Genomic DNA, 12,665 nt, shown 5'->3' with positions numbered 1-12,665 from the left:
GAAACGTGCACGAGCTGCTTGCACAGCGTGAGACTCGTGCCATACCGAGCCGAACCGACTGCCTCGGCGGCTGCGTCACCAGGCCGCCGAGCGATGCGGGTGTGTCCCGCTCGTATGAGCTTAACCAGCTGGTAACGAGCGCGCCAGTCCTGGAACAGTGTGACGTGGATCGCCCCCTCCTGGCGTGGCCCGCCGATCGCTACGCTGAGCTGCATGGACGACGAGTTGCGAGCGCTCACGGAACGCTTACGGAAAGAGGCCGCGGACGCAGCGGCCTCGGCCCGCTTCGAGCGGCTGCGGTCGACGGACGATCTCGACGAGCTGGCCGAGGTCCTCACGGCGCCCCAACAGCCGCTTTGGGCAAGGGAACTGGCCGCGTTCCGGCTCGGCTGCGCGGGGGAGCGGCGGGCGTTCGAGGCGCTCGTGCTGCTGCTCAACCATCGCGATCCGGAGCGGTGCGCGAGCGCGGCGCAGGCGTTGGCCCGTCTGGGTGACCCGCGTACCGCCCGGGCCGCGGCGGCGCTCGCCACGAACGAACTCCGCGTCGCGTACGCCCTGCATCCGGTCCGGCTGCTCACGGCGCTGCGCGCGCCCGAGTCGGCGCCGGCGCTGATCACGGCCCTGAAGCGGCGGCTCTCCTCGCCGCACGATCCCTACTGGCGGATCGCGCTGGCGTGTGTGGAGGGGTTGGGGGCGCTGGCCGACAAGCGGGCCGTGCCGGTGCTTGATGCGGCTCGGGTCCATCCCCGGCTCGCCGCTGCTGCGGTGGCGGCGCTGGCGCGGATCGGTGAGCGGTAGTTCTTTCCCTCCCCACCCGTCGGGGCTGGTCGCGCAGTTCCCCGCGCCCCTAAAAACCAGCCCCTCCGGCGATTGAGGAGGCCCGTCCGGCAGGACTATCGGGAAGGGGCGGGGAGGGGAAGAGTCAGGCGGACCTCCGGCACAGGTACCCCCTCCACCTCGAAGAGTTCCTCCGCCCCGTCCGCCCTGAAGCCCGCGCACGCGTAGAAGCGGCGGGCGCGGGCGTTGTCCCGTAGGACCCAGAGGCGGACCCGCGGCTTCCCGGCGGCCGTGCAGTGGGCCAGGACCGACCGCATCAGGGCCCGCCCCGCCCCCGTGCCGATGTGCTCGGGATGGACGTACAGCGCGTACAACTCGGTTTCCGTGGGCGGGAGATCGCTGTCCCGGTACGGCCCGAAGCTCGCCCAGCCGACCGCCTGCCCGGCGCGTTCGGCGACCAGGCCGACGACGGCCGGATCGCCGCGCGCGTGCCGCTCGCGGCAGCGTTCGGTGTCCGCCGCGATGTCCATAGTGTCCAGGTACGACTGCGGGATCAGCCCCGCGTACGCGAACTGCCAGCCCCGGACACGTATTTCGGCCACCGCGGCGCAGTCGGCGGCGGTCATCTGCCGTACGGATACGTCCATGGGCGCACCCTAGGTCAGCGGTGGCGGCCGATCAGGCCGTGGAGTGTGGCGCCCTTGCGGGAGTCCGAAGTCCGCTTCGCGGCGGCGGGTTCGGGTTGGGGCTCGGGCAGGGCGTCGCAGGTCGCGTCGGCCGTGGTGGGGCCGCGGCCGCGCGGGACCTTTCCGGAGGCGAGGTAGTCCGCCAAGTGCCGGTCCAGGCAGGCGTTTCCGCTGAGCGTGACGCCGTGGTTGCCGCCGCCCGCCTCCACGACGAGGCTCGAACGCCGCAGCTTGCGGTGGAGGGTGACGGCACCTTCGTACGGGGTCGCCGCGTCGTCCGTCGCCTGGAAGAGCAGGACCGGCGGGAGGTCCGCGTTGGTGACGTCCGGTGGGGTGAGGTGGGCGGTCGGCCAGAACGCGCACGGGGCGTTGTACCAGGCGTTGCTCCAGCTCATGAAGGGCGCCTTGGCGTACGAGCGCCAGGTGTCCGCGCGCCAGGTGTTCCAACTGCGCGGCCAGGGCGCGTCCCGGCACCCCACCGCCGCGTACACCGCGTATCCGTTGTCGCCCGCCTTGTCGACCGCGCCGAAGGTCTTGTACGCCGCGACGAGCGGGGCGGTCCTGTTCTCGTTCACGTACGCGGCGAACGCCTCGGCGAGTTTCGGCCAGTAGCCGTTGAAGTAGCCGCCGGGGAGGAAGGTGTCCTCCAGTTCGCCCGCGCCGACCTTGCCGCCGGCGGGCCGCTCGGCGACGGCCGCGCGCATCGCGTACCACTTGCCCTCGACGACTGCCGGGTCGGTGCCGAGCCCGTACGTCTTGTCGTGCCGGGCGATCCAGGCGGCGAAGGCCTTGTGGCGGGCGTCGAAGGCGAGGTTCTGGTCGAGGTTGTCGCGGTACCAGACGCCCGTCGGGTCCACGACGGAGTCCAGGACGGCGCGGCGCACGCGCCCAGGGTGGAGCTTGGCGTAGACGGCTCCGAGGTAGGTGCCGTACGAGTAGCCGAGGTAGTTGATGCGCCGCGCGCCGAGTGCCTTGCGGATCAGGTCCATGTCCTTGGCGGCGCTGACCGTGTCGAGGTGCTTCAGGAGCGGCCCGTACTTCTTGTCGCAGGCTCGCGCGAAGGCGCGCACCCGGTCGAGGTTGGCTTCCTCGACGCCCTTGCCGATCGGGACCGGGTCGGGGCGTACGGGGTCGAAGTGGCCGGGGCGGCAGTCGACGGCCGGGCGGCTTTCTCCCACGCCGCGCGGGTCGAAGCCGATCACGTCGTACTGCGCGGCGACCTTGCGGGGCAGGGCGTCGGCGACGAACCCGGCGAGACCGCGGCCGCTGCCGCCGGGACCGCCGGGGTTGACGAGAAGCGGGCCCTGGTGGCGGGCGCGGTCGGTGTGCGGGACGCGGGTCAGGGCGAGGGTGATCTGCCTGCCTTCGGGCCTGTCGTGGTCGAGCGGGACGCGCAGGGACGCGCACTGCAGGGTCGGGTACTTCTTCGTGGCGCAGTCCGTCCACTTGAGGGTGGGGCGGGCTTTCGGGGCGCTCGCCCCGCGTGCGTCTGCGGCGCCCGCGGCGGACGGCCCTGCCGACAGCAGTCCGGCGGCTGTGGCGAGGGCGCCGAGCAGCGCGACGGCACGAGATCTCATCTGGACTCCCGAGGCGGCGGAGTTCGGACTGTGCGTGCCACAGCCCGCTGCCGCATGTTCTCGGAAATACCGTCAGAAATAGTGCACCGTGCGGGAAGTTGACCCGAAGGCGTCAGTGCGTCAGTGCGTCAGTGCGTCAGAGGAGGGTGAGTTGGGTGGCCTCCTCCCGGGAGCTCTCCTCCCGGGGCCTCTCCTCGTGGGCGGTCTCCCGCGTCGCCGTGATCCGCCGCGCCGTCGCCGAGGACCGGGGGCCGATGCCGTACTCCTGCGCCAGCTCGTGGACGTATCGCGTGATCCGGCGCTGGTACCACTTCGGCGCGTACGCCCCCTCCGCGTACAGCCGTTCGTAGCGGCGTACGAGATGGGGGTGGTGCTCGGCGAGCCAGGACATGAACCACTCGCGGGCGCCGGGGCGCAGATGCAGGACCAGCGGGGTGACGGAGGTGGCGCCGGAGGCGGCGATCGCACGGACGGTGGCGCGGAGTTGCTCGGGCGAGTCGCCGAGGAACGGGATCACCGGGGCCATCAGCACGCCGCAGCCGATGCCGTGCTCGGTGAGCGTGCGGACGACGTCGAGGCGGCGCTCCGGTGCCGGTGTGCCGGGCTCGACGGTGCGCCACAGCTCGCGGTCGGTGAAGCCGACGGAGACCGAGAGCCCGACCTCGGTGACCTCGGCGGCCTGCACCAGGAGGTCGAGGTCGCGCAGGATCAGCGTGCCCTTGGTGAGGATGGAGAAGGGGTTCGCGCGATCGCGCAGGGCCGTGATGATGCCGGGCATCAGGCGGTACTTGCCCTCGGCCCGCTGATAGCAGTCCACGTTGGTGCCCATCGCGATGTGCTCGCCGTGCCAGCGGGGAGACGCGAGCTGGCGGCGCAGCAGCTCGGGGGCGTTGACCTTCACCACGATCTGCGAGTCGAAGCCGAGCCCGGTGTCGAGGTCCAGATAGCTGTGCGTCTTGCGCGCGAAGCAGTACACGCACGCGTGCGTGCAGCCCCGATACGGGTTCACCGTCCATTCGAACGGCATGCGGGAGGCACCGGGCACCCGGTTCACGATCGACCTCGCCCTGATCTCGTGGAAGGTCACACCGCGGAACTCGGGGGTGTCGAAGGTGCGGGTGGTCACGGCGTCCGCGCCGAACAGCGCGGAGTCGTCGGCGGTCAGGTGGTCCCAGCGCATGGCGCCTCCTCGGTAGCACTGGGCACAGATTAGAACAGATGTTCCCATGATCGTGCGGGACCGTGAGCTCCCTAGTGGTTACCTTCATTTGCCTAAAAGTGTTAGGCGGATGCATTATCGATTTAGGTAGCAGCTGGAACTGGCTGCGGATTCACCTGGAGGAACCGTGGCCGTGCGACCCGGTCTGACCGCGGAGCGCCTGGTCCGTGCCGGTGCCGAGCTCGCCGACGAGGTCGGCTTCGAGCACGTCACCGTCTCGGAGCTCGCCCGGCGGTTCGACGTGAAGGTGGCGAGCCTCTACTCGCACGTCAGGAACTCCCACGACCTCAAGACCCGTATCGCGCTGCTCGCCCTCGACGAGCTGGCCGACCGCGCCTCCGACGCCGTCGCTGGACGGGCCGGCCGGGACGCCCTGACCGCGTTCGCCGACGCGTACCGCGCGTACGCCGTAGAGCACCCCGGCCGCTACACCGCCGCCCGCTTCCCGCTCGACCCGCAGACCGCCGCCGCGAGCGCGGGACCCCGGCACGCCCGCATGAGCCGGGCCATCCTGCGCGGCTACGACCTGCCGGAACCCGCCGAGACCCACGCCGTACGGCTGCTCGGCAGCGTCTTCCACGGCTTCGTGAGCCTGGAGACGGCGGGCGGTTTCAGCCACAGCGCGCCGCCCGCGGCAGAGACCTGGCCGTGGATCCTCGACGCCCTCGACGCGCTGCTGCGTGACGCCCCCGCCTCCCACCGACCGATCAAGGCAGACCCCTCATGAGCACCACGTACTCCTGGACCACCACCCCCGTTACCCCCGAACTCGTGCGCGGCGCTCTGGAGTTGGAGCCCACCGCACACGGCCTGATGCCGCACCGGCTGCCCGCGCGCGCCCGGCGCCAGATCTCCGACAGCATGACCGCCATGGCGGAGGCCCAGCCCTCCGGCGTACGTCTCGCGTTCCGCACCGCGGCCACCGCGATCGAGCTCGACACGCTGCCCACCAAGCGCGCCTACCGGGGTGTGCCGGGACCCGCCCCGGCCGACGGCGTGTACGACCTGCTCGTGGACGGCCGCCTCACCGCACAGACCACCGTGACCGGCGGCAACGTCCTGACCGTCGACCTCGCCACCCAGTCCGTCGAGCTCACCGAGGGCGCCCCCGGCACCGCCCGCTTCACCGAACTCCCCGCAGGGGACAAGGACATCGAGATCTGGCTCCCGCACACCGAGCGGACCGAGCTGGTCGCCCTGCGCACCGACGCGCCGCTCGCCCCGCTGCCCGAGCACGGCCGCAAGGTGTGGCTGCACCACGGCAGCTCCATCAGCCACGGCTCCAACGCCACGCATCCGACCGGCACTTGGCCCGCCCTCGCCGCGGCCCGCGCGGGCGTCGACCTGGTCAACCTGGGCCTCGGCGGCTCCGCGCTGCTCGACCCGTACACCGCGCGGGCGCTGCGCGACACCCCCGCCGACCTGATCAGCGTCAAGATCGGCATCAACATCGTCAACGCCGACGCGATGCGGCTGCGTACCTTCGGCCCGGCCGTGCACGGCTTCCTCGACACGATCCGCGAGGGGCATCCAACGACCCCGCTGCTCGTCGTGTCCGCCGTGCTCTGCCCCGTACAGGAGGACACCCCGGGCCCGCTCGCCCCCGACTTCGCCGACGGGACCGTGCGCTTCAAGGTGACCGGCGACCCGGCCGAGGTCGCCGCGGGCCGCCTCACGTTGAACGTCGTACGTGAGGAGCTCGCCCGGATCGTGGGGGAGCGGGAGGCTGACGATCCGCATCTCTCGTACCTCGACGGCCGTGAGCTGTACGGCGAGGCCGACCACGCCGAACTCCCGCTCCCGGACGCGGTCCATCCGTGCCCGGAGGGCCATGTGCGGATCGCCGAGCGGTTCGGGGAGCGGGTGTTCGGGGCGGGCGGGGCGTTCGCGGGGGCGTGAATTTTCCCCTCCCCGCCCCTTCCCGACTGTGTCGATATGCGGCTGGCGCCGCGTGGCCTCGCCGGATGGGCCTCCTCAAACGCCGGAGGGGCTGAAAATTCAGCCCCTCCGGCGTTTGAGATGGGGGTCCCCCCTGCTCGAGCGCAGCCGAGAGCTTGGGGGAGGGGGTCCGGGGGCGGAGCCCCCGCAGCCGACGGCAGTCTTTCGGGAAGGGGCGGGTAGGGGAAACCCCACCCCCGGCAACCCGTCACAATGGAGTACGCAGCACCCCGTACCCCGAAAAGCAACGCAGTGGAGGAAGTGCCATGGCACAGGTCGAAGCCGTGACCGAGAGGATCATCGCGGCGGCCCCGGACGATGTCTTCGACGCGCTCGCCGACTACAAGGGCACGCGTCCGAAGGTGCTGCCCGCGCACTTCAGCGAGTACGAGGTCCGCGAGGGCGGTGACGGCGAGGGCACCCTCGTCCACTGGAAGCTCCAGGCCACCAAGAAGCGCGTCCGCGACTGCCTCCTCGAGGTCAGCGAGCCGACCGACGGACAGCTCGTCGAGAAGGACCGCAACTCCTCGATGGTGACCACCTGGACCGTCACCCCCGCGGGCGAGGGCCGGGCCAAGGTCGTCGTGTCGAGCGTGTGGATCGGCGCGGGCGGCATCGGCGGCTTCTTCGAGAAGACCTTCGCGCCCAAGGGCCTCGGGCGGATCTACGACGAGCTGCTCGGCAAGCTCGCCGCCGAAGTGGAGAAGTGAGCCCCGCCGAGAAGTGAGCCCCGTCGAGAAGTGAGCCCCGCCGAGAAGTGAGCCCCGCGACAGGCCGGCCGTGACGTCCACGGTCGGCCTGTCGCTGGTTCGGGTGGTTTCCGGGCACGCTCCCGGCGCACTCCCCGCGCACATCACGCACCCGCGTAGCGCGTCAAACCCCGAGGTCCGCCGGGTGCGTGCACGGCCCAACACCCTTGTGGGGAGCGGCCGTAGACCCTGTTCGCGGCGAACTTTTCGGTTGCCCGCAGTTGTCGCGTAATGCGAGAAATGGGCGGCGCGACCGGGCGCGGACGAGGGGAGCGGGTACGTGCGTGGGACGACTCTGGTGCAGGACGAGCAGGCCCCCGAGGCCGCACCGGCAGCGGAGCAGCCCCCACCGCCGGCCGAACCCGGCCCCGACCCCGCGCAGGAGCTGAGCCCGCGCCGGGTCCGCCTGGTATTCGCCGGGCTGATGCTCGCCCTGCTGCTCGCCGCCCTGGAGCAGATGATCGTCGCCACCGCGCTGCCGAAGATCGTCGGCGAGCTGCACGGCCTCGACAAGATGTCCTGGGCGATCACCGCGTACCTCCTGACCGCCACCATCGGACTGCCGATCTACGGCAAACTCGGCGATCTCCTGGGCCGCAAGAGCGTCTTCCAGTTCGCGATCGTCGTCTTCATCATCGGCTCCGCACTCGCCGGCTGGTCGCGGACCATGGATGAGCTGATCGCCTTCCGCGCGATCCAGGGCGTCGGCGCCGGCGGCCTCATGATCGGCGTGCAGGCGATCATCGCCGACATCGTCCCGCCCCGCCAACGCGGCCGCTACATGGGCGTGATCGGCGCCGCGTACGGACTCGCCTCCGTCGCCGGACCGCTGCTCGGCGGCTTCTTCACCGACCACGCGAGCTGGCGCTGGTGCTTCTACATCAACGTGCCGTTCGGCCTGCTCACCCTCGCCGTCATCGCCGTCGTCCTGAAGCTGCCCAAGCCCACCGCCAAGCCCCGGTTCGATGTTCTGGGGGCGCTGTTCCTCGCCTCGGCCTCAACCTGCCTGGTCCTGCTGACCAGTTGGGGCGGTACGGAGTACGAGTGGGGCGACCGCGTGATCATCGGGCTCGGCGCCGGTGCCGTGCTGTCGACCGTGCTGTTCCTCGTCGTTGAGCGGTTCGCGGCAGAACCGATCATTCCGCTGCGCCTCTTCCGCGATCCGACGTTCAACATCACCGGGCTCGTCGGGGCGATCGTCGGCGTCGGCATGTTCGGCGCGGCCAGCTATCTGCCGACCTTCCTGCAGATGGTCGACGGGGCCACCGCCACCGAGTCCGGGCTCCTCATGCTGCCGATGATGTTCGGCATCGTCGTCGCGTCCATCGTCTCCGGCCAACTCATCAGCCACACCGGCCACTACCGCGTCTACCCGATCCTCGGCGGCGCCGCCTCCGCCGTGGGCATGTGGCTGCTCTCCCGCCTGGAGGCCGACACCTCACGCCTCGACTACAGCATCTGGATGGGCGCGCTCGGCATCGGCATCGGCCTGATCATGCCCGTACTCATCCTCGCCGTGCAGAACGCCGTACCGGCCGCCGACCTCGGCACCGCCACCAGCGCCAACAACTACTTCCGGCAGATCGGCGGCAGCGTCGGCGCCGCCGTCTTCGGCACCCTCTTCGCCGACCGGCTCGCCGACGCCCTCACCGACCGGCTGCCCACGGGCGCCGACCTGCCCGACCCCGAGTCGATCACGCCCCAACTCGTCCACCGGCTCCCCGAGCAGCTGCGCGAGGGCTACATCCAGGCGTACGCGGACGCCATGCCGCGGATCTTCCTGTACCTCGTGCCGGTCCTCGTACTCGGCCTCCTCATCGCCCTGTTCCTCAAGGAGACACCTCTGTTGTCCGCCAACGCCGCCGACGCCGCGCCCCAGAGCGCCCACCCGACCGAGCACGCCGCCACCGTCCCGGCCGCCCGCAGCGCCGCGCACACCGCGGGCGTGCCCGTGTGCGGCAGCGTCCAGCACTCCGACGGAACCAGCGTGCCCCGCGCCGCGCTCACCCTGATCGACGTCACCGGGCAGCAGATCGGCCGCGGCGCGAGCGGCGACGACGGACGGTACGCGCTGTCCACACCCGGAGCCGGTTCGTACGTCCTGATCGCCGCAGCGGGAGGGCACCAGCCGCAGGCCGTCTCCGTCACCGTCGGCGAGCGGCCCGTCGAACTCGATGTCGTGCTCGGCGGCGCCGGACGCCTCGCCGGACTCGTCGTCACCGCCGACGGCAGCCCCGTACGGGACGCGGCCGTGACCCTGACCGATGTGCGCGGCGAGGTCGTCGCCACCGCCCGCAGCGGACGCGAAGGCGGCTACGTCATCACGGAGCTGGTGGCCGGCGAGTACACCCTCGCCGCCAGCGCCCCCGCCTTCCGGCCGGCCGCGGTCCCGGTCAGCGTGCAGGCCGCGCGCGAGACCCGGCAGGACATCGAACTCGCCGGTGGCGCCGTCCTCCGCGGCACCGTGCGGGCCACCGGCGGACGGGCCGTCGAGGACGCCCGCGTCACCCTGCTCGACGCCGCGGGCAACGTGGTCGACACCCTCACCACCGGGCCGGACGGCACATTCCGCTTCGTCGACCTGTCCTCCGGCGAGTACACCGTGATCGCCGCGGGCTACCCGCCGGTCGCCACCGTGCTGCAGGTCGCGGGCGGCGGGCGCACCGAACGGGACCTCCAACTCGGCCACGAGGACTGACGATCCGGGCCCCGCGCCACCCCGCCCGTCGCCCGTGCGCCACCCACCCGTCACCCGTGCGCCGCACGTCGTGGCAGGTGCGCCGCACGTCGTCGCCGGTGCGCGCGGGCCGCGCACAACAGGGGGCGCACAGGGGGCGCGTCGCCCGCGCATCCTTCCGGTCCAATTTCCGAAGTTGCCGCACACCGCCTGCCGCACGCGCCGTACCGTGGTCGTGGCGCAGATCTTCATCCGCGCCACGGGAAGGAGCCCAGACCATGGAGCGTGGCACTCCGGATGGGCCGGCGACGCAGTCCGCCGTCGCCGGCCGCATTCCGCTGGCCGTGGTCGTCGTGGACGGAGCGGGTCTCGTCTCGCACTGGAGCAGCGGCGCACGCCGCCTGTTCGGATACGCGAAGGACGAGGCGGTGGGCGGTCGCGCCATCGACCTGCTGCCCGTCTCCGGCGCCCTGCCCGAGGAAGCGGCGACGCCCCTCGACCTGCCCGACGCGTACGAGGAGTTGGGCTCCGACCTGGAGGCGTCACTCGGCGGGCACACCTCCTACCCGGCCGCGGGCCGCGCCCGTCTCTCCGAACCCGGCCGCGACCGCGTGGACGTCCTGTGGTGGGCGTACCCCCTGGTCGGTCCCGGACCCGAGCGGCTGCTCGTCCTCGCCGCCGACGCCGACGGGCTGCGCCGCGAGGACCCCCACGACGTCGAGGACTCAGCCGACCCGGAGGGCGCCACCGAACGCATCGCCCCCGGCTTCGGCCTGCACACCGAGTTCCCGGGGTACGAGGAGCTGGCGCGCCGGCTGCCCGAGATCCTGCCAAGCATGAGCGTGGCCGAGGGCTCCCGGATCGTCTCGCAGGTCCTCGAACTGGGCTATCCCGTACTGGAGTTCAGTCGGCACGACCGCGTCCCGGTCACGCCGGACTGGGGCGTGCCCCGGCGCGCGGAGCGCAAGGCGCGCCGCGAGCGGGTGGCGCGCGCCGTGGCCGAGGGCGGGCCCGTGCCGCCGGAGCTCGCGGACGAGACCGAGGGCGGGCCCGTGCCGCCGGAGCTCGCGGACGAGACCGAGGACCTCGAGCACCTCGCGGACGAGACCGAGGACCTCGAGTACCTCGCGGTGCGCGAGCGTCTGGAGTTCCTCAACGAGGTCAGCGGCAGGATCGGCACGTCCCTCGACCTGGCGAGGACCATCAACGAGGTCAGCCGCGCGATCGTGCCCCGCTTCGCCAACGTGGCCTGCACCTATCTGCGCGAACAGGTCGTCGCGGGCGAGGGGTTCGCCGAGGGCGTGCCCGATTCCACCACCATGTGGCACCGCGTCGCCCTGGAGCACACCGACGAGCCGGGCCGCTGGGACGACGTCGTGCCGGTCGGCGAGGCCATGCCGTTCCCGGCGGACACGCCGTTCTTCCAGTGCATGACGACCGGCGACCCCGTCCTGATCCCGTACATCAGCGAGGAGATGGGCCACGCCATCGCCTCCGAGCTGGACAAGCGGGACATCCGGCCGTTCATCGTCGGCCGGTCGATGCTGATCGTGCCCCTCAAGGCGCGCAACGTCGTCCTCGGCTTCAGCGTCCTCCTTCGCCACCCGGACCGCGTCGTCTTCAACGACATGGACCGCGTCACCGGCGCCGAACTCGCCGCCCGCGCGGCCCTGGTGCTCGACAACGCGCGCATGTACACGTACCAGGAGAACGTCGCCGAGACGCTCCAGGACAGCATGCTTCCGCAGATCCCGCCCCGCATGTCCGGCTGCGACATCGCCACCCGCTATCTGCCGGGCACCCTCCTCGGCCGCGTCGGCGGTGACTGGTTCGACTCGGTGAAGCTGCCCGGCTCCCGCACCGCCCTCGTCGTCGGGGACGTCATGGGGCACGGCCTCAACTCCGCCGCGATGATGGGCCAGTTGCGGACGGCCGTGCAGACCATGGCCGCCCTCGACCTGCCGCCCGACCAGCTCCTGCGCAACCTCGACGACCTCGCGCAGCGCCTCGGCGAGCAGTATCTGGCCACCTGCCTGTACGCGGTGTACGACCCGATCGCGGGCGAGCTGCAGATCTCCAACGCCGGGCACATCCCGCCCGTCGTGGTCCGCGCCGAGGACGGCCGCAGCGACCTCCTCGACCTGCCCACGGGCGCCCCGATAGGCGTCGGCGGCGTGCCCTTCGAGACCGTACGCGTCCCCGTCTCGCCCGGCGACCGGCTTGTGATGTGCACCGACGGCCTGGTCGAGATGCGCGGCGAGGACATCGGCGTCGGCCTCGCCACGCTCTGCGAGTCGGCCGCCCACCCGGCGGCCTCCATGGACGACGCCTGCGACACCATCGTCCGCGCCCTCGCCGTGACCTTCACCGAAGCGGGCCGCGGCGGCCGCAAGGACGACGTCGCCCTCCTGATGGCCCGGCTCAACGGCATCGCCGCCGAGGACGTCGCGGACTGGCAGCTCCGGGTGGACCCGCGCGAGGTCGGCCGCGCCCGCCGTCTGGTCCGCGCCCAGCTGCGCCGCTGGGGGCTCGAACAGCTCGTGGAGACCGCCGAGTTGCTGGTCAGCGAGGTCGTCACCAACGCGGTGCGGCACGCCCACGGGGACCAGCTCGCGCTGCGCCTGGTCCGCTCGGACGTGGTGCAGTGCGAGGTCATCGACGACGAACACACCCTGCCCACACTGCTCAGCACCGGCCCGGCCGACGAGTTCGGCCGCGGCCTGGCCGTGGTGAGCGCCCTGGCGCGTGAGTGGGGCTCGGCGCGCGCGGGCGACGGCAAGTCGGTGTGGTTCGAGCTGTCGGTTCCGGTGGGGCGCAGGGGCTGACGGAGGGGCTGAGTCACGTGCCCCGATAGGGGCGCGGGGCTGTGACACTTGCGGCTTCGCCGCGGGGCGCGACCAGCCACGGCGGCGCCGCAGTCGAACGGCTTTCGCTTGCCCCCCGGCACCCTCAACTACCCCTGTGACCAGCACCTTTGGCCCGCCCAAGCCCCCATTGTCAGTGGTCGCCAGTAGGTTCATTGATGTCCCCGCCGGTCCGGCA

The 12,665-nt window shown here is 71.9% G+C and carries 9 protein-coding genes; 6 read left to right on the top strand and 3 right to left on the bottom strand.

The features are described from left to right. Positions 1 to 213: 213 nt before the first annotated feature. Positions 214 to 798, top strand: coding sequence for an adenylosuccinate lyase (locus QIT00_RS02280; protein WP_282533321.1), 585 nt, complete (start codon positions 214 to 216; stop codon positions 796 to 798). Between the two features lie 95 nt (positions 799 to 893). Here QIT00_RS02280 and QIT00_RS02275 read toward each other — a convergent pair whose 3' ends face one another. The 3 genes from QIT00_RS02275 to QIT00_RS02265 all read right to left on the bottom strand — a co-directional run bounded on the left by QIT00_RS02275 (position 894) and on the right by QIT00_RS02265 (position 4,220). Then, a complete protein-coding gene (locus QIT00_RS02275; protein ID WP_282533320.1) occupies positions 894 to 1,424 on the bottom strand; it encodes a GNAT family N-acetyltransferase in 531 nt (176 codons plus the stop codon). Positions 1,425 to 1,438: 14 nt separating this feature from the next. Beyond that, entirely contained in the window at positions 1,439 to 3,040 is a 1,602-nt protein-coding gene (locus tag QIT00_RS02270; protein WP_282533319.1) for an alpha/beta hydrolase, read from the bottom strand. Between the two features lie 136 nt (positions 3,041 to 3,176). After that, positions 3,177 to 4,220, bottom strand: a complete 1,044-nt coding sequence (locus tag QIT00_RS02265; RefSeq protein WP_282533318.1) for an Rv2578c family radical SAM protein — start codon at positions 4,218 to 4,220, stop codon at positions 3,177 to 3,179. 166 nt (positions 4,221 to 4,386) lie between these two features. Between QIT00_RS02265 and QIT00_RS02260 the strand changes: the two genes are divergently transcribed. From QIT00_RS02260 to QIT00_RS02240, 5 genes are all read left to right on the top strand, one after another. Beyond that, positions 4,387 to 4,986 (top strand): TetR/AcrR family transcriptional regulator, encoded by a 600-nt coding sequence (locus QIT00_RS02260; protein WP_282533317.1) that lies wholly within the window; start codon positions 4,387 to 4,389, stop codon positions 4,984 to 4,986. Continuing rightward, positions 4,983 to 6,158: a GDSL-type esterase/lipase family protein gene (locus QIT00_RS02255; protein WP_282533316.1), complete on the top strand. Its 1,176-nt coding sequence runs from the start codon at positions 4,983 to 4,985 to the stop codon at positions 6,156 to 6,158. Before QIT00_RS02260 ends, QIT00_RS02255 begins: the two co-directional genes overlap by 4 nt. A gap of 305 nt (positions 6,159 to 6,463) precedes the next feature. Beyond that, positions 6,464 to 6,907 carry an SRPBCC family protein gene (locus tag QIT00_RS02250; RefSeq protein ID WP_282533315.1) on the top strand — a complete coding sequence of 148 codons (444 nt, stop codon included), beginning with the start codon at positions 6,464 to 6,466 and terminating at the stop codon, positions 6,905 to 6,907. Between the two features lie 319 nt (positions 6,908 to 7,226). Beyond that, positions 7,227 to 9,644: an MFS transporter gene (locus tag QIT00_RS02245; RefSeq protein WP_282533314.1), complete on the top strand. Its 2,418-nt coding sequence runs from the start codon at positions 7,227 to 7,229 to the stop codon at positions 9,642 to 9,644. A 257-nt stretch (positions 9,645 to 9,901) separates the two neighbouring features. Then, on the top strand, positions 9,902 to 12,448 hold the full coding sequence (locus QIT00_RS02240) for a SpoIIE family protein phosphatase (RefSeq protein ID WP_282533313.1): 2,547 nt from the start codon (positions 9,902 to 9,904) through the stop codon (positions 12,446 to 12,448). Positions 12,449 to 12,665: the final 217 nt, after the last annotated feature.

The sequence above is a fragment of the Streptomyces luteolus genome, assembly GCF_029968015.1.
In the GTDB taxonomy this organism is placed as follows: domain Bacteria; phylum Actinomycetota; class Actinomycetes; order Streptomycetales; family Streptomycetaceae; genus Streptomyces; species Streptomyces luteolus.
The sequence above is the reverse complement of the archived record's forward strand: the minus strand, read 5'-3'. Positions and strand labels throughout refer to the sequence as shown.